Source organism: Candidatus Microthrix parvicella Bio17-1, assembly GCF_000299415.1.
In the GTDB taxonomy this organism is placed as follows: Bacteria; Actinomycetota; Acidimicrobiia; order Acidimicrobiales; family Microtrichaceae; genus Microthrix; species Microthrix parvicella.
The window spans coordinates 1,196,350-1,212,679 of sequence record NZ_AMPG01000001.1 but is presented as its reverse complement, the minus strand read 5'-3'; the positions used below and the strand labels follow the sequence as shown (position 1 = coordinate 1,212,679).

The following is a 16,330-nucleotide window of genomic DNA, read 5'->3' as shown; positions in this document are numbered from 1 at the left end:
GTGAGCGACATCCGTGAGCACTTCGACCATCCCGAACTCACGCCGGAGGAGGATCGTCTCGCTCGCGGCGGCGATCCAACCACCACTCGTAAACATCCGTTACAACCGCTCCACCACCTGCCCGATGAGGCTGACGAGGAGGACGCGCTCAGGCACGTCCTCGCCTGGGTCGATGAGCGAGCGCCCGGTCGGCGTCCCCGCCAAGACCAGTTGCTCCCGTACCTCCTCATCCGGGCGATGACCGGCGATCACGGCGTACGAGAACCGCCTATGCCCTACTTCTGGCAGTCGCCCGACATCATCGTCGTTCCCGGCATCGTGGACTCGATCGACGCTCAGGCTGCAACGCTCACGCCCCGGCTGGGCGAACCGCACACGATCTTTGTCCGGGTGTGGAATCTGGGTCGCCTCGCCGCGATCGGAGCGCGCGTTGATGCTTACTGGGCGAACCCGGCCTTCTCCTTCGGCGCCGGTTCGCCCCATCCTCCGGAGCTGATCGGGAATGCAGGTTTCGATCTTGCCGACCGCACGTCGACCGCATGTATGAGCGTCGTCCGCATCGCCGAGCCGTGGATCCCGAGGTGGGAAAACGAGGGACACGAGTGCCTGCTCGCGGTCGTATCGTGTCTGATGGATCGCGCCACGGTCGGGTTCGACGCCGCCACGGACCGTCACGTGGGCCAGCTCAACCTCCACGTGGCCCGCCCCGATCTCGATCTCCACCCACTTCTTCTCTGGCTCGGCCGGCAGATCGGCCCCAACGACTCGATGCAGTTGGTTCACGGCCTTGAAACGGTGACCGACGTGCTCGCACCACACGCGCTGGCCGGCGGCGGGGATTGGGTGGGCATTCCCCGCCCGCGCCCACCTACCCATCTTTTGGTGAGGCACGACCGGGGAGAATCCGAGCAGGAGGAGAGCGCCTCTCGCACCCGTGGAACCATCGGGTGGGTCACCGCTCCTGAGCGTGGCAGCCGCCTCTACCGCTTCGGTCAGAACCCCGAGAGCGAAGGCGAACCCACGAAGCGAGGGCGGTCCGCAGTTGCCCTCGCTCGCCTGATCGAGGCCGATGAGCTGACGGGCCGGGCGTTGGCCGCAGCAATGTCGGAAGATCCGGCGGACACGCACCTGCTCCGGTTCGAGGCACTGCGCGACGGCGTCGTGATCGGCGGTTACAGCATTGTGGTGACTCAGTCATGAAGGTTTACGTGAGCGATCGTCGGCGCTGCGAGGTCATCGTGCTCCCGGGCGATCTGGCTGATGTCGATGAGCGCTTTGGTGCACGTGGGAGCGGCATCGGTGAGTTTGAACGACCGCGTGGGCTGGCCTCCGATGATGTGAACCAGTTGTTGGTCGCTGACGCCGGCAACCATCGGATCGTGTCATTCGATCCGGTCGATTTTGTCGGATCGTGGCAGGAGTACGGCACGTTTGGTTCAGGGGTCGACGAGTTCGACACACCGACTGCGGTCCACGTGGACGAGAAGGGTGTGATCTGGATTGCCGACACCGGTAATCGCCGGGTTGTCCGTGTCGATTCGCTGTCCGGTTCGGGTTGGGCCGCGTTGGGTCCGTTGCCGGGCCCTACATCGGCAGATCCCGATGCCATTGGTTTCCTCGCTCCGACCAGCCTCGCCCACGATGCCGCTGGTCGCATTTACGTCACTGACGGACGTGCCGGCCGGGTCGTTCGTATCGACGAGATCGGAGGGTGGGGTTGGTCTGCCATCGGGCCGTTCGTCGGGGGGGTGCCACTCGCTGCACCCGTCGGAGTCTGCGCGATCGGAGACACGGTGCTCGTCGTCGATGTCAGACGCTCGGCGTTGGTCGAGATCCTCGATGCGGGCACGGGTGTCGAGACCTTTGTGGAACATGGAGCTGCAGGGGTCCTCGTGATGCCGTCGGCCATGGCGAGCGAGTCGAGCAACGTGGTTTATGTCACCGATCCACGCGCATCCGTGATCGTTCAGTTCGTCACCGAGGGAGCCGGCGGGTGGAGCCCCAACACGACGCTGTCCTCCATCGTTGCCGAGGGCGAGCCCAGACGGTTCGACGAACCCGTCGGCATCGCCATCGCTCACTTCGCCTGATCGGAGCCACCATGCAGCCCTTACGCATCCTGACGTTCAATACCCAGCTGCGGTCCTGGGGGATGGAGGCTGGTGCCGACAAGTCCCTCTTTCCGTCCGAGAACGCCGAACCTCGTGCTCATTCGATCGCAGACCGGATCCTGGCGAGCCCCCAGGACTACGACATCGTGCTCCTCAACGAAGTGTTCGACGAGGATGCCCGCGAGATCCTCGCTGATCGGCTTGGGGGCCGCTTTGGCAGCATGATCACGAAGGCCGACGAAGACCAACTCGGCCTGCAGCTGCTCGGAGTCGGCTTGCTCGTCGCTCCATCGCTGATTTCGCAGCTGGTAGGGCTGGGGCTCATCGGTTGGTCGTTGCTGGAAGGGATCTGGGAGGACAGCGGCCTGATGCTCTTCAGCCGGTTGCCATTCGACACGGTCCCGGCGCCTCCCGAATTCGCCGGTGTGTTCCCGAATGGAGTGCCGTTCGTTGGTTATGAACCCTTCAGCGAGACGGCCGGTAATGACGTCCATGCCGCCAAGGGGATGATCTACGCCCGACTCCGCTCAGGTGCTGACCGGGTCCACGTGTTCGCGTCTCACACGCAGGCCGATTCGGACGCCGTCGGCGAACACGCCGAGACCCGCGTCGACCAGATGGCCCAGATGCAGCGGTTCATCGAGACCTGCGTGGGGACGGCAGCCCCGTTCCAGGAGGAGGTGTACCTGCTCGGCGACCTCAACATCGTCGGAGCCAACACGAACCCCGCGACGCCCGGCGGGACCCCTCTCGGCGCCGAAGAGTGGAGCAATCTCTTCTACAACCCCGGAGCGTTCTTCACCGATTCGCTGGTAGAAGCATGGGGCATCGAGCAGTGCGGTGACGACAACGGCCGCGATCCAGGCCACACTGCGCCGGCCCGCTACGAGCCGAAGGAGCAACGGCTTGACTACTTCCTGCACCCGGCCTCGTTTGCGGGTCGCCTCGAGATGCAACACCAATGCCTCGCCCTCGAGATCCTCGACCCCTCGAGCTCGTACACCAGCGACCATCGCCCCGTCAGGGTCGACTTGGCCCATCAAGACGAACACAACTCGGTAGCGCTCGCCCAGGTGATCTCAGCTCCGCCGGACGCCTCCGAGAGCGGGGGGATCTACTCGGGGAGCATGTGGTGGTTCCGCGTGGAGGAGAAGGGGAGCTACGAGATCGACCTGCACCAGAAGTACGGGACTCCCGAGCTGGCAGCCTTCGCTGCGACGAACCTGTCCACCCCGATGCCTCCCTTCGGGATTTCGGAGTCCGAACGCGGGCGGCGGTTCGTGTTTCCCGATGTTCCGTTCTTTCTGCGGGTCTCGGAACTTGTGCGTGATTCGAAGTCCGGCTTTGAGCTTCGCTTACATCGAAACGAAGGGCTGGATAGGTTCGATGCGATTGGCCTGTTGCCTTCAGTCGAAGCCGCTGTTGAGGCGCCGAGCAGCCCCAACTTTGCGAACGACGATTCCAGCACGCCCTTCTCCGACGAAAACGCGTTGTGGTTCATGTTCGACACCGTGAAGGTGGACACCGGCGCCGAGCAAACGGTGGAAGTCCAACTCGGCGGTGCCGACGCAGCGGGATTTGAACTCTCCGTCGTGGAACTGCGAGATGGCAACCAATGGTCGGTGTTGGGAACCGACGGCCCGGGATCGAACACCCCGTCGGTTCGGTTCGGGACCGCCGACAACGGCCACTTCTTCGCGGTCGCGAGGCGTCTCGACCCGGACGCGCGCGACCTGACAGCGATCTGGCGCACCGATCTCTCCGTGCTCTACGGGCGGGGATCTGGCATTCCGAACAGTGAGATCACACTCTTCTGCGAAGACGAAACCGATGGCTTCTTGGGGAACGAGTGGGGTTCAGACGACATTGCTGTAGAACTTGTCGCCGACGAGAGTCTGACGATCAAGATCAGCAATGATCAGGTGGGCGACTTTGACGACGATGACTCCCGCACTCTGGACCCCTGGATCACGTCCATCACCTACGTCGACAAGATCGACGTGACCATCATCGAGCTCGATGATACGTCTGCGAACGACAGAGCATCGGCGACGCTCCTCGGAGCCGATCAGCTGGCAGGCTCGCCGAACTTCAAGATCCTCCGGGAGGAACCAGGCGGTGTCGTCCATGGTGAGCTGGGGTTCGACTTCGGAGATGGGAACTACCGGTTGACGGTAACGGTGGGCCACTGGCTTCCGTCATGAATGTGATGCTCGATATCCGCAGCAGGTCGGTAGATTCGTCTTGAACTTGTCAGACGGGTGGCCAACAACCACCCAACCCGACCTCAGCACCCCTCAAGGAGGCGACAGTGTCCGAGCAGGAGACAACTTTCAAGGTGCCCGACGTCAGCTGTGAACATTGCAAGGCGACCATCGAATCGGCTGTCGGGGCCATGGCCGGCGTGCAGTCGGTCGAGGTTGACGTGGCATCGAAGAGCGTGACGGTTGTGGGTGGCGACCCCGATGCTGTGAGGTCGACGCTGACCTCGGCGGGGTACCCGGCCGCCTCCTGAGCCAGGGTCGATTCAGCCTCCGAAGGTGGCGGTCAGATCCTGTCCGGCCACCGACCCACCGTCGGCGACGAACTCGGCACCCGTGCAGTACGACGACTCGTCCGATGCCAGAAACAGCGCCAGCCGCGCGATCTCGATTGGGCGACCCAACCGGCGGATGGGTTGGGTCGCGCCCTGAGCGTCGGATGCGGCCAGGGTGGGGTTGGATTCGGCCTCACCGGGTCCGGGCGGTTCGACCATCGCGGAAACGTCGGTCACGCCAACCATGGGAGTGGTCACGCCGCCGGGGTGCAGCGAGTTGACCCGCACCCCGTTGGGTCCGAGCTCGATCGCTGCAGATCGGCTGAAGCCGCGCAGGCCCCATTTGGACGCGACATAGCTGCTGATCATCGACATGCCCAGCAACCCGCCGGTGGAGGAGACGTTGACGATCGAACCGCGTCCGGCGTCGGCCATGGCCGCTCCCACAACCTTTACTCCAAGGATCGGGCCAAGCAGGTTGACGTCGAGCACGTAACGCAACTGCTCGACCTCGAGCTCGCGGATCGGTGACGGCACGAGCACACCTGCGTTGTTCACCAGCACGTCGGGGCACCCGAACACGTCGGTGGTGATTTTCATCAGATCGAGCCAGGCCGCCTCGTCGGTCACATCGAGCGGCACAAATCGAGCGGCCTCGCCGATGTCGGCTGCCACTGCTGCGCCCTCCTCGGTGAGCACGTCGGCGATCACCACCCGGGCGCCCTCGGATGCGAACAGCCGTGCCTCGGCCTCACCCATGCCCCTGGCCGCACCGGTGATAATGGCCACCTTGCCGTCGAGTCGTCCCACTGGACCTCCCCTTCGTCTCCGACCCAACGATAGGCCCTTGAGGGAGGGGGCCTGCGCCGCGGCGCCGGCCCACGTCGGCACGTAACGAAGATTGATGAGATTGTCAAATCCGTCTGCTAGCATTCGCAAACAGACGTCGGTCACGCAGGGGGCAGCCGATGAGCGCAACGGGTGATGCCAATTCGGCCAATGTTGGTGCGTCGAGTGGCGGGCAGCGTGCGGCACCCCTCGACATTCAGATCGTGCCGCTCAAGGGCTTGCCGATAGCGGCTGCCGCGCTGGTGCTCGTAATATTTTCGATCGCATCAAATTCAACCTGGGCGTTGATGCTGACTCACGTTGCAGGTGGCGGAATCTGGACCGCGGTTGATCTCTTCGTGGGGTTGGTCATCGGGCCGATCCTGGGAGGTCTGTCCCCTCCCGCCCGTGTTGAGTTTGCGTCGAAGTTCATGCCGAAGATGGTGCTGTTGATGCCGGTCCTGGTCATGATGACCCTGGCTGCCGGCTTCCAGGTGGCGATCAATTACGGCAACCTCTATCCGGAATCGATCAATCGGCCATGGTTGATTGCTTCGATGGTTGTCGTTGGAATCATGGCGGTCATCGCGCTCGGCATTCTCGAACCGGCGAACATCGCGGTGCTGTTCGAAATGAAGAAGGCTCCGCCCGACGGCGATGTCATCGATCATCTGATGAAGCGATTCGTTTATACCGCCGGCATCACCGGCCTCATGCAGGTTGCGACGCTGCTGATCATGACCCGGGTTGCCACGCAATGAGCGCCGTACCAACCGCCGCAGTGCGGCCCTTTGAACGCCGGCTTCCGCCCGTGGTTGTTGTGGCGATGCTCGGATTGACGTTGGCAATCACCGGTGGGGTTCTTGTCATCGCACAGATCGGGAAGGAGCCATCGCTGGCGGTGCCGACCGCATCCATGGTCGTAGCGATCGTCCTTGAGCTGAGCGCCATCGTGATGCTCGTGAGGATCCACCCGTTCGCGTGGGCCCGATTCCTTCTGGTGCTCAGATGGACGCTGCTGGCCTACGTCATCCAAAGCGCAGTCATCGAATGGTCGTTCATCATCAATGACGTTCCGGGACGCCCACTGGCGGTCCTCACCGCCGGACTTGTGGTGTTTGCGACGATCGTGCCGCTCATGATCGCCTTCACGGTCGCCCGCTATCAGAGCGTCCCGGAGAGCTGACCTCGGCCTACCAGAACTCTTCGAAGTGGATGTTGCCTGGGTCTTTGCGCTTGTCGAGCTTGAAGCCACGCTCGACGAGGATCTCGGACACTCCGAGGGTCGTGGGGAACACCGGCTGATCGCCGGACTCATCGGGCAGCCCGATCATGTCGGGGTTGCCGCAGACGAACACGTGCGTGTTGGTGGGGTCCAGCTCGAATCCAAGCTTGTCTGCGGTGAAGTCGTTGCGCACCACGTCCTGGATGTAGCGCTTTTTCACGTCCGGCTCCCGGGTGGGGATCGGCAGGTAGGTGTAGTTGTCGAAGCGCTTCTCGAGCGCCCGGTTCTTGTCCACGTACACCAGGTCTGACCAGTGCCGTGCGGTCACCACCGACACGATTGGGCCTGTATGACCGGTGCGCAGCAGTTCGACGATCATCGCCATCTGGGGGGCTTCACCTGTGCCGGTGGAGAGGAAGACCAGCGGTGCAGTCGGGTCGTCAACCGCAGTGGCGTCGTAGCGCCCCGCCATCTTCCGGCCCATAAACAGTCGGTCGCCAACGTTCTTCATCGCCAGGCGCGGTGTCAGGCCGGGCACGAAGTCGCCGTCGGGGCTCACGAGCACCGCGTAGATCTCGATGTCATCCAGGTCCTCGCAGCGGGCCAGGTCGGCCACCCCATGATCGGCGTGGTAATCGTCGCTGGTGAACATGGGGCTCGACACCGAATAGGAGCGGCGCGCCAGTTTGGACCACTGCGTGTCGATGTCGGACTCGATGGCATCGTCGATGCGGGGTTCCCAGTAGCCCAGGCCCAGCGAGGTGTACTGGCCGGGCACGAAGGAAACCGGCCCATCGTCCGGCTTCACGCCGAAGATCCACACCTCGTCGGTGAGCCGGTTGAAGTAGCTGATCGTTGCGTTGTAGTAGGCGTCCGACAGCTTGGAGGTGAGATCCGGGATGGTCGTCCGGGCCTCTTCGAAGGTGACGGAGGTATCAATCGACTCGGGAATGGCCATCGGTTAATTCTGGCAGGGATTCTCAAACCGCAGAAACCCTCGGGCACCACCGGCGGGAGTCGGTGATGCAACGACCGTCTTCGGGTGGGCGCACCGCGCACTCCCAGGGCGGAGGACGCGGTCGGCGCCGCACCGTCCGAGAACACCTTCTGGTAGTCTTTTCTAGTCAACACTAGAAGAACGCGGGAGGCGTGATGAGCGGAGTAACCGAGAGCGACGACCGAGGCTCTGGTGAGGTCCTACTCGACGTGCGTCCCATGCTTGAGCGTGGGGAGGAGCCGTTCGGCAAGATCATGGAGACCGTGGCCTCGCTCGATGGCCGGTCTCTGACCCGGATATTGCAGCCCGGTTCTTGAACGGCGTGTAGGCCACTGGTTTGGGTGGGTGCTGCCTCTGGTGTGAGGTTGAATGGTGTTTGTCTGGTTTTGGGGCGCGGTGAGGCAGAAGGTTGTGGTGTGGTCGGGTTGTCCGGGCTGAGTCTGGGTGTGTGGGTGCCTGGCCGGGTCAGGCGAACGCGGGCAGGGCCCGGATGCGTGTGAGGGCTTCGATGAACGCGTCGGCCCAGGCGTGGGATCGTGGGAGCCGCAACTCGAGGCCGCCGGCGTGGTTGACAACTCGTGCTGCGACATTGAAGAACGCGAGGCGGAGCCGTTTCCCACGGCACCGTTTGAACGTCGGGGGCAGCCCGAGGTGACGGACCCAGCGGGCGGTGTTGTGAGCAAGCACAGAGGCGTGCCACCACAACCAGTTCCCGAAGAAGTTCTTCACCGGCGCGTGGATCAGCCCAAAGTCTTCCTTGAGTTGCCGGATGGTGTCCTCGGGGATCCCGCCACGAAGCCGATGGTGGGCCTCGACCTCTGCTGGGGGTGCGAACAGGGCGGGAAGGTTCGTGACAATCGCATGGAACCTCCAACCGTCAAGATCATCAAAGGACAACTGGTCACCGGCGCTGGTGCGTTGACGGCGCACGATCATCCGCAACATGCGCCGGGTCTTGCCTTGCCCCATCACGAAAGGTGTTTCTGCGACCTCGGAACCCCGCTTGGCCTCGCCGGCCAACGCTGGCACCCATTGCGTGTCAGGGTTGGTGGCCAACGCCCGGACTTTCGCTTTCACGTTGGACCGTTGTGGCGCGGTCACGGAGAACACCCCACCCAGCGCCTCGACGGTGTCGAACACGGCGTGTTGGTAGCCGGCGGAATCGACACGGACCCACAGGTTCGTTGTTTCCCGGACCGGGCCGGGGATCGCCGACACACACTCTCGAATGAACCCGGCGTTGTCCCGGCCCGGATGGGCATTCCCAGACCGGGCACGGATCGCGAGCACGTCACCGGTCTCACCACACACCCCGATCAGCGGTGACAAGCCAACCTCGCCCCGGTAGGAGAACTTCGAACCTTCCTTGTCCGGCCCGTAGGTGTCGACCAGCGTGGCATCGGGATCAACCGTGACCATCCCACCAGAAGGTCCCGCACCCGACGCCCACGCCCGAGCCAACATCGTCCGGTTCACCGCCGCGGCTTTCTGGACCCGACCAAAATCGGCTCCGCCACAAAACCGGAACATCGTCGCGTGTGAGGGCAACACGTGAGCGCCCCGCAACTGTTGGGTCGGCCCATCCAACAGGGACCGGTCCGACAAGAAATCGCCTCCGGCCAACAGGATCTCGACCAACGCCCGATAGCACTCCCCGCCGGTGTAGCCGCCAGGCCCGATCGGCCGCAACCGGCGCCCATCGGCGACACCGACCAGGTTCAGGTTGTCCAACATCGGTCCCCACAACGCCACCCCGCCCACCCCGGTCACCTTGTCATCGCTCACCTTGACCTTCACCGAAGCACTCCGGCGGCGGGGCTGTCCGATCAGTTCCCCGGCATCAAACAACGCGCCTGTAGCATTCACCTGGCAGGTGCTCCTCTCGCTAGTCGAATAGAGCTGTTCGTACTCTCCATTCTTCCAGCCAGCAGGGGCACCTGCCGCGTCAAACCACCAACAACCCGCTACCCGGCTGCAATATCCGGGTCTGATGCTGGTCGCCTCCTTCGAGCCGACTCCGCTGATGGGCGTGCTCTCCTCGCAGGGTTTCACCTACGAAGTTGAAAAGGTGAGCGACGCTGAGTGGAGGGTCCGCTTCGAGCAGGCCGGGTAATTCCTCGGCCCCTGTCGCAGGCTTCAGACCTTGCCGATGCGGACTCGCCAGACCTCAGGACCCTCTTCCAGGTAGTCCCAGGAGAACTCGCGGGAGTGCTCCGCCTCGAACTGGTAGCGCAGCGGCTTGGGGTCGTGGTCGTTGATGAGCACGAAGTTCTCACCGGCCCCGAGCTTGCCGTAGGTCTCGAAGATGAGTTCGTGGCGCCGGCGGGGTACCTCGGTGCGGATATCGAGGGTTTGGTCGGTGCTGGGCATGTTGTGCTCCTTGATCGTGAGTTATTCTAGCAAGTGCTAGAATAGCCCTGCATTGCAGCGCAACCCAGCGGAGGCTCAGATGAGCGCAGACAACCTGACCGGTGACACAGGTGAGGTCCTGCTCGACGTCCGTCCCATCATCGAACGAGGGGAGGAGCCCTTCGGAACGATCATGCAGACCGTGGCCGCCCTTGATGGTCGGTCCCTGCTGCTGGTGGCGCCGTTCGAGCCGACGCCCCTGGAAGGCGTGCTCGCGGCGCAGGGTTACACCTATCAATCCGAACGAGTGACCGACACCGAGTGGCGGGTCCGCTTCGAACCCGCCGATGCGGGTGCGGGTGCGGTAGCGACCGACCAGTCCGAAGCGAAGGCGGTGGCGGAGTCACCCTTCACGATCAAGTCGAGAACCTCTCCTGTCCCCTCAGCAACGCATGCCCCCTCAGCAACGCATGCCCCATCGGCGCCGACGTTGCCGGCCTCGGTGATGGCGATGGACCCGACGCAGAACGTGCCCCCGGCCTGGCTGCCGCTCGGCTTCCTGGCCGCCGCCGGGGCGGGCCTGATCGGGTTTGGGGTCGCCATGATGGTTACGGCACCAACGGCGGTGACCTTCCCCAGGGATGACCATGTGTTGGCAGCGGTGCATTTCGGCGTGCTCGCATTTCTGAGCGCCGCAGTGCTGGGTGCGCTGCACCAGTTCGGCCCGGTGGTGGGGGCCAAGCCGCTGCGGTCGGTTCCCGCCGGCGTGCTCACCGGCGTGCTGTTTGTGCCGGGGGCATGGCTGATACCCCTCGGTTTTGCCACCAGACACACCGGCGTGGTGCAACTGGGCGGAGTGCTCGCCACGACGGCGGTCTGCACCGCAGCTTGGAACCTCTCGCGGCCGCTGTCGGCCACCGGTAAGGGTGCGCCGATTGTTGGACTGCGCCTTGCGGTGGCCTACCTGGTGATCACCGCTGGATTCGGGGTCACCTACGCGTTCGATCGTGGGTTCTACTGGTTCCCGCTGCTGTCCGACCGGGTGCTCGCCCATGCTCACCTCGGCTTGATCGGATGGCTCGGCCTCGCCTACGTGGCGGTTGCCGAGAAGCTGTGGCCGATGTTTCTGCTGGCGCACCGTCCGCACGCCCGCGCCGGCGAACGGGCAGTTTGGTTGGTCGGCACCGGGGCGCCGATCGTGACGCTTGGGCTGTTGTTCTCGTCGCAACCGGTGACGATCGTCGGAGGAGCGCTCGTGGTGGCGGGCCTCGGTTTTCACCTCGCCTCGCTGGCCTCGGTCATCGCTCACCGCAGACGCAGCCTCGAACTGCTGCACGGCTTTGTGCTTGCCTCCGCAGCCTTCCTGGTGATCGCCATCATGACCGGCATCGTGGCCGGTCTCGCTCCCATCGACACCGAACTCAGGACCCGGCTGGTGGTCACCGAGGTCTTCTCCCTGATCCTCTGGCTCACCTTGGCGGTCATTGGCCACTCGCACAAGATCGTGCCATTCATCACCTGGAACCGATTGCGCTCCCGGGGAATCATGAAGGGGCCCGACGGCAGGGCGCTCCTGTTTGCCCACCTCGTGAACGACACTGCGGCTCGGGTGACCTTTGGGGCGGCGGTCGTCGGTGCCGGTGCCGGTGTGCTCGGCGTTCTCACCGCCACCAGTTGGCTGGTGCGGGGGGCGGGTATTTCACTGGGTCTGGCAGGCGTTCTTGCCGTGGCGAACCTGGTGTCGGGCCCGCTGCTGATGATTCGATGGCACGATCAACAACAGGAGGCCTGATATGGCACTCACGAACGATCCGATCGAAGCGATCTACAACGCGTTGCGTCAGGTGTATGACCCCGAGTTGGGGTTGGACATCGTCAGCATGGGGCTGATTTACCGCCTGGAGGCGGAGGGCGACCGGGTGAAGATCGACATGACGCTGACCACACCCGGATGTCCCGTCTCCGAGACGCTGCCGGAGATGGCCCGGCTGGCGGCCGCCAACGCGCTGGGGCCCGACGGCGAAAGCCGAATCGACTTCCAGATCGTGTGGGATCCGCCATGGTGCCCCGACCTGATCGAACCGGAAAGCCTGGCAGCATTGGGCCTGTGATGGACCTTGCTTGGCCCTACCCCAACGAAGTCACGCCTCGGAGGTTTCGATGAATCCCGTGGTGCTCGTGACCGACCTTGCCCGGGCCAAGATCCTCGACCTGCTCAACGAGGAGGAGGCCGCCACCCCACAGGGGCTGCGCATCGAGGTCACCGGAGAAAGTGGCCCCGAGTATCGCTACGAACTCTCCTTCGACGCGCTGGACTCGGCCGAAGCCGACGACTCGGTCGTCGACTGGCTGGGTCTGGGCGTGATCGTGCCGGCGAGTTCGATCGACAAACTTCAGGGGGCAACACTCGACCTTCCCGCCGGCGGATCGGGGATGGTGCTGCGCAATCCGAACCGGCCCAACCCACTGGCCGGACTGGATGTGGAACTCACCGGGGAGGTGCCCGAGCGCATCAACCTGCTGCTGGAGAAGGCGATCAATCCGAGCCTGGCCCAGCACGGCGGCTACGCCGAGTTGCGCGCCTGGGAGGAACCGAAGGCGTACATCCTGATGGGCGGGGGCTGCCAGGGCTGTGCCGTCTCGGCGATGACGCTGCGTTCGGGGATCGAGCGCACGCTGAAGGACCAGATCCCCGAAATCCTTGAGGTGGTCGACGTCACCGATCACGCATCGGGAACCAACCCCTACTACGAACCCGCCAAGAAGTAGCTCGCCTCAGGGCGTGCTCGTCATGGTTGTTGAAGCGGCTGTAGCTGGAGTTCGGTCGGTTCTGCGCAGGTCGCTCTGGCGCAGGATCAGCTCCACTTTGGTGGTGCAGCCGAAGGTGAGATGCGGCTGGCGGTGTGCATCGGCACCGAGATGGCCAGGGCGTCAACCCCGACGAGTGCGCCCGGATCCCATGGCCGCACCGACAGGTCGAGGCACGTCGATGATGTTGATTTCCAAGGCTGCGTGCGCTTGCCGCAGGGAGGCCTCAACCAGTGCCGGTGTGTCCCGCCGTGCGAAAACGAAACCGAGGTAGCGCCCTCCCTCCGGGAGAGCTTGGATCAACCGGCCGGGCCGGGCGGTGATCTCCACCCCGACGATGCCCTCGACGGCGGCGGCAGCCTCGACGCCGGCGAACTCGACCAGGAGGCCGGACCGGGGGATCGGAAGCATCATCACCCCTGCGGAACCGCGGCCGGCGGGCCCGCCGGTGAAACGGGTGAGTTGGCCGGTATCGAGCCCCAGCGCATGGCGCAGAATGACCTCTTCGAGGGAGACACCGGCGCCAAATCGCAACACCCGGGAGCACAGACCGCCGATGGAACGGGCCGCCACCTCCAACAACCACACCGCTGGCTGGGTATCGGTGGTGTCGTTGCCCACCCGGACCTCGGCGTGAACCGGGCCCTCGCGTAGACCCAACGCATGGCAGCCGGCAGCGGCCACCTCGATCACGGCGTTCTGCTGGGCAACGGAGAGGCGCGATGGGGTGACGTAGATCGTTTCCTCGAAGTAGGGGCCATTGAGCGGATCGGGCTTGTCGAAGAGCGCGAGAACCTCCAGCTCGCCGTGACGCAACAACCCCTCGATCGACACCTCGGCCCCGGCGACGAAGTGCTCAACGAGCAGCAGTTCGTCGCCCGGCCGGTCGTGTGTGACGAGAATCCTGCGCACCCGTTGGGCCACCAGGGCGGCGTCATCAGGGGTGTCGGCGCGGATCACACCGGTGCTGGCCGAGAGCGAGATTGGTTTCACCACGCAGGGCAGTCCCACGAAGGCAGCGAGCGAGGCGATGTCCGCATCGGAATCGGCGACCCGGAACTCAGGTTGGGGAACCGCCCATGCCTTGAGCACGCTGCGCATCTCCACCTTGTCCCGGGTTGCCGCAACTGCGTCGGGCGGATTGTCCGCCAGGCCCAGCAGTTCGCTTGCGTGCGCCGCGGTGAGCACGCCCTGATCATCCACCCCGACCACGGCATCAACCGGGACCCGCTCGGCGAGTGCGGCGATCTTTGCGGCCGACACCTCGGGCCGATCGAAGTCGACATCGACCAGGCGACCCTCCATCTCGGTGGCGAGTGGCGGGGGGTGTTCGGTGGCCACAACCACCTCGACATTGAGCGCAGAGGCGGCATCGAAGAACGCTTCGGCCCGATAGCCCTCGGTAGGGAGGAGGAGCACGATGCGTGCCTGCGGCTTCGTTCCCAGGGTGGCTGCCATCATCACGGACACGATACCTCTACGTGATACTAGAAAAACCTACCTCCACCTGCCGTCGGTCGGAGCCACCAGGTGACCACCAAGGTGTAGAAACTGCGTGATGGAAACAGAGACGGCGTTCGTCCTGGGTGGCGGCGGGGATCTCGGTGCACACGAGGTGGGAATGCTCGGCGCGCTGATCGATTTCGGCATCATTCCCGACCTGGTCGTGGGCACCTCGATTGGTTCCATCAACGGGGCCATGATCGCCGCAGACCCTTCCGCTCGTAGCGTCGAGGCGCTGACCGAGCTGTGGACCACGCTCGACCACTCGGGGGTGTTTGGTGGCTCGGTCTTTTCCAAGGTGACCACCCTCGCCAGATCGGGGACCCACCTGAGCGACAACCGGGTGCTGCGGGAACTCCTCGAACAGATCCTGCCCGTTCGACACATCGAAGACCTCGCGGTGAGCTTCGAGTGTGTCGCAGCGAGCATCGAGCACGCCACAGCCCACTACTTCTCGGCGGGGCCCCTGGTTGACGCCATCCTGGCGTCGTCGGCCGTGCCAGGCATGTTTCCCCCGGTTGAAATCGACGGCGAGCACTTCCTCGATGGCGGGCTGGTCTCCTCGATTCCCTTGGACCGGGCGATCACCCACGGTGCGACCACCATCTACGTGCTGCAGGTCGGCCGGGTGGAAGCGCCGTTGGCGCCGCCGTCAAACCCGTGGGAGGTGGCGATGGTGGCCTTCGAGATCTCCCGTCGGCATCGTTTCACCGAGGCGTTGCGCAACCTGCCGGACAACATCGCAGTGCACGTCCTGCCGACCGGAGACCCGAAGTCGTTCAACGACGTGAGCCAGTATCGGCGCGGCAACTCGGAGTCGATTGAGCGTCGAATCGACAGGTCCTATGAGGCATCCGTCGACTACCTGAATGCATTCGAATCGTGAAGCTGCCCCCTCGCTGGGTGCGTCGAATTGTTTTCTGGCCACTTCCGCTGCTGATCTTTTTCCTGTACGTCACGACCGTGCCGCTGCTTCTGATCGCCGCGCTGATCCTGTCCTATCGACTTCCCGGCAAGTGGCGGGCACTGCGCCTTTTGGGGCTTGCCACGTGCTATCTGTTCGTCGAGGTGGTGGTCACCGTGGCCGCCCTTGGTTTGTGGTTGGCGTCGGGGTTCGGCTGGAAACTCTCGTTGGAGGCGTTTGTGAGCGCCCACTACCGGCTGCTGCGTTGGGCATTGCGGCTCCTCGTGTACACGGGAAGCCGACTGTTCTCCCTCAACATCGAACAAGACGGAATGGCGTTGCCCACCGATTCCCGTGATGGCACCAGCAGCGATGCCCCGCTGATCGTGCTGAGCAGGCATGCCGGACCCGCCGACTCGTTTCTCCTGCTGCACGAGGTCATGTCCTGGGAGGGCCGTCGTCCCCGAATCGTTGCCAAGGCGGCGCTTCAGCTTGATCCGGTGTTCGACATACTGCTCAACCGGCTTCCCAACCGGTTCATCATGCAGAACCCCGCACCGGGCAGCGACACGACCTCCTCGATTGCCGAACTGGCATCAGGTATGACCAACCAGGGTGCGTTTGTGATCTTCCCGGAAGGTGGCAACTTCACCGAAGGCCGCCGCACACGGGCCATTGAACGGCTGCGAAGCGACGGCCACGAAGAGGCGGCCCGACGCGCAGAGTCGATGACCCATGTGTTGGCCCCGCGCCCGGCGGGCACCTTGGCCGCCATCGACGCATGCCCCGCCGCTGATGTGGTCTTCGTTGCTCACACCGGCCTCGATCAGATCTTTACGGTTTCGGACCTGTGGGCATCGCTCCCCGAGGACAAGACGTTGCATTTGGCCTGGCGGGTTGTCCCGGCCAGCGAGATTCCGACCGACTCGGCCGAGCGTATGGACTGGCTGTTCCGGGCCTGGGAACGCATCGACCGGTGGATCGACGAGCAACGCGAGAGGGAATAGCACCTCGATCGGTCGTGGTCGCAGAGGCGGTCACACAAACCCTCATTGTCGAGGTCGGTGGG

Annotated in this window: 17 protein-coding genes; 12 read left to right on the top strand and 5 right to left on the bottom strand. The window is 64.2% G+C overall.

Translation table 11 applies throughout. The features are described from left to right. The 4 genes from MPARV_RS0105920 (at position 1) to MPARV_RS0105905 (ending at position 4,626) form a co-directional block, all read left to right on the top strand. Positions 1-1,200: a hypothetical protein gene (locus MPARV_RS0105920; RefSeq protein ID WP_020377596.1), complete on the top strand. Its 1,200-nt coding sequence runs from the start codon at positions 1-3 to the stop codon at positions 1,198-1,200. Beyond that, complete coding sequence (locus tag MPARV_RS0105915; protein ID WP_020377595.1) at positions 1,197-2,090, top strand: NHL repeat-containing protein; 894 nt, start codon at positions 1,197-1,199, stop codon at positions 2,088-2,090. Before MPARV_RS0105920 ends, MPARV_RS0105915 begins: the two co-directional genes overlap by 4 nt. 11 nt (positions 2,091-2,101) lie before the next feature. Beyond that, entirely contained in the window at positions 2,102-4,315 is a 2,214-nt protein-coding gene (locus tag MPARV_RS0105910) for an endonuclease/exonuclease/phosphatase family protein (protein WP_012224110.1), read from the top strand. A 107-nt stretch (positions 4,316-4,422) separates the two neighbouring features. After that, positions 4,423-4,626, top strand: a complete 204-nt coding sequence (locus tag MPARV_RS0105905; RefSeq protein ID WP_020377593.1) for a heavy-metal-associated domain-containing protein — start codon at positions 4,423-4,425, stop codon at positions 4,624-4,626. 12 nt (positions 4,627-4,638) lie between these two features. Here the strand turns inward: MPARV_RS0105905 and MPARV_RS0105900 are convergent, their stop codons facing one another. Continuing rightward, the gene (locus tag MPARV_RS0105900; RefSeq protein WP_012224112.1) at positions 4,639-5,457 is read right to left on the bottom strand and encodes an SDR family oxidoreductase; all 819 of its coding nucleotides are present in this window, start codon (positions 5,455-5,457) and stop codon (positions 4,639-4,641) included. A 242-nt stretch (positions 5,458-5,699) separates the two neighbouring features. Here MPARV_RS0105900 and MPARV_RS22310 point away from each other — a divergent pair, with 242 nt between their 5' ends. Beyond that, complete coding sequence (locus tag MPARV_RS22310; protein ID WP_157789472.1) at positions 5,700-6,236, top strand: hypothetical protein; 537 nt, start codon at positions 5,700-5,702, stop codon at positions 6,234-6,236. After that, positions 6,233-6,661 (top strand): hypothetical protein, encoded by a 429-nt coding sequence (locus tag MPARV_RS0105890; RefSeq protein ID WP_012224114.1) that lies wholly within the window; start codon positions 6,233-6,235, stop codon positions 6,659-6,661. The genes MPARV_RS22310 and MPARV_RS0105890 overlap by 4 nt, the downstream gene beginning before the upstream one ends. Positions 6,662-6,668: 7 nt before the next feature. On the opposite strand, the gene MPARV_RS0105885 is transcribed toward MPARV_RS0105890, so the two are convergent. After that, positions 6,669-7,658, bottom strand: coding sequence for a ferredoxin reductase domain-containing protein (locus MPARV_RS0105885; RefSeq protein WP_020377592.1), 990 nt, complete (start codon positions 7,656-7,658; stop codon positions 6,669-6,671). A gap of 504 nt (positions 7,659-8,162) precedes the next feature. After that, entirely contained in the window at positions 8,163-9,563 is a 1,401-nt protein-coding gene (locus tag MPARV_RS0105875) for an IS1380 family transposase (RefSeq protein ID WP_012231233.1), read from the bottom strand. 124 nt (positions 9,564-9,687) lie between these two features. Here MPARV_RS0105875 and MPARV_RS23455 point away from each other — a divergent pair, with 124 nt between their 5' ends. Further along, a complete protein-coding gene (locus MPARV_RS23455; RefSeq protein WP_020377590.1) occupies positions 9,688-9,810 on the top strand; it encodes a sulfurtransferase TusA family protein in 123 nt (40 codons plus the stop codon). A gap of 23 nt (positions 9,811-9,833) precedes the next feature. Here MPARV_RS23455 and MPARV_RS0105865 read toward each other — a convergent pair whose 3' ends face one another. Continuing rightward, positions 9,834-10,067 (bottom strand): DUF2249 domain-containing protein, encoded by a 234-nt coding sequence (locus MPARV_RS0105865; RefSeq protein WP_012224117.1) that lies wholly within the window; start codon positions 10,065-10,067, stop codon positions 9,834-9,836. A 79-nt stretch (positions 10,068-10,146) separates the two neighbouring features. Here MPARV_RS0105865 and MPARV_RS0105860 point away from each other — a divergent pair, with 79 nt between their 5' ends. Genes MPARV_RS0105860 through MPARV_RS0105850 form a run of 3 tightly spaced genes read left to right on the top strand, consistent with a single transcriptional unit; the run spans position 10,147 to position 12,815 of the window. Next, the gene (locus tag MPARV_RS0105860) at positions 10,147-11,838 is read left to right on the top strand and encodes a DUF2249 domain-containing protein (RefSeq protein ID WP_031277412.1); all 1,692 of its coding nucleotides are present in this window, start codon (positions 10,147-10,149) and stop codon (positions 11,836-11,838) included. 1 nt (position 11,839) lies between these two features. Next, complete coding sequence (locus MPARV_RS0105855) at positions 11,840-12,157, top strand: metal-sulfur cluster assembly factor (protein WP_020377588.1); 318 nt, start codon at positions 11,840-11,842, stop codon at positions 12,155-12,157. Between the two features lie 49 nt (positions 12,158-12,206). Further along, positions 12,207-12,815, top strand: coding sequence for a NifU family protein (locus MPARV_RS0105850; protein ID WP_020377587.1), 609 nt, complete (start codon positions 12,207-12,209; stop codon positions 12,813-12,815). 162 nt (positions 12,816-12,977) lie between these two features. On the opposite strand, the gene MPARV_RS0105845 is transcribed toward MPARV_RS0105850, so the two are convergent. Further along, positions 12,978-14,315, bottom strand: coding sequence for an ATP-grasp domain-containing protein (locus MPARV_RS0105845; RefSeq protein ID WP_051011891.1), 1,338 nt, complete (start codon positions 14,313-14,315; stop codon positions 12,978-12,980). 97 nt (positions 14,316-14,412) lie between these two features. On the opposite strand from MPARV_RS0105845, the gene MPARV_RS0105840 reads away from it, so the two are divergent. Together MPARV_RS0105840 and MPARV_RS0105835 are read left to right on the top strand one after the other, a co-directional pair. Then, positions 14,413-15,243: a patatin-like phospholipase family protein gene (locus tag MPARV_RS0105840; RefSeq protein WP_012224124.1), complete on the top strand. Its 831-nt coding sequence runs from the start codon at positions 14,413-14,415 to the stop codon at positions 15,241-15,243. Continuing rightward, the gene (locus tag MPARV_RS0105835; protein ID WP_020377584.1) at positions 15,240-16,268 is read left to right on the top strand and encodes a 1-acyl-sn-glycerol-3-phosphate acyltransferase; all 1,029 of its coding nucleotides are present in this window, start codon (positions 15,240-15,242) and stop codon (positions 16,266-16,268) included. The genes MPARV_RS0105840 and MPARV_RS0105835 overlap by 4 nt, the downstream gene beginning before the upstream one ends. Positions 16,269-16,330: the final 62 nt, after the last annotated feature.

What these genes read in the sequence shown, in the direction of transcription:
- MPARV_RS0105915 (WP_020377595.1), top strand. Translation starts at nt 1,197, where the DNA reads ATGAAGGTTTACGTGAGCGATCGTCGGCGCTGCGAGGTCATCGTGCTC.
- MPARV_RS0105910 (WP_012224110.1), top strand. Translation starts at nt 2,102, where the DNA reads ATGCAGCCCTTACGCATCCTGACGTTCAATACCCAGCTGCGGTCCTGG.
- MPARV_RS0105890 (WP_012224114.1), top strand. Translation starts at nt 6,233, where the DNA reads ATGAGCGCCGTACCAACCGCCGCAGTGCGGCCCTTTGAACGCCGGCTT.
- MPARV_RS0105885 (WP_020377592.1), bottom strand. Translation starts at nt 7,658, where the DNA reads ATGGCCATTCCCGAGTCGATTGATACCTCCGTCACCTTCGAAGAGGCC.
- MPARV_RS23455 (WP_020377590.1), top strand. Translation starts at nt 9,688, where the DNA reads ATGCTGGTCGCCTCCTTCGAGCCGACTCCGCTGATGGGCGTGCTCTCC.
- MPARV_RS0105865 (WP_012224117.1), bottom strand. Translation starts at nt 10,067, where the DNA reads ATGCCCAGCACCGACCAAACCCTCGATATCCGCACCGAGGTACCCCGC.
- MPARV_RS0105860 (WP_031277412.1), top strand. Translation starts at nt 10,147, where the DNA reads ATGAGCGCAGACAACCTGACCGGTGACACAGGTGAGGTCCTGCTCGAC.
- MPARV_RS0105855 (WP_020377588.1), top strand. Translation starts at nt 11,840, where the DNA reads ATGGCACTCACGAACGATCCGATCGAAGCGATCTACAACGCGTTGCGT.
- MPARV_RS0105850 (WP_020377587.1), top strand. Translation starts at nt 12,207, where the DNA reads ATGAATCCCGTGGTGCTCGTGACCGACCTTGCCCGGGCCAAGATCCTC.
- MPARV_RS0105845 (WP_051011891.1), bottom strand. Translation starts at nt 14,315, where the DNA reads ATGATGGCAGCCACCCTGGGAACGAAGCCGCAGGCACGCATCGTGCTC.
- MPARV_RS0105840 (WP_012224124.1), top strand. Translation starts at nt 14,413, where the DNA reads ATGGAAACAGAGACGGCGTTCGTCCTGGGTGGCGGCGGGGATCTCGGT.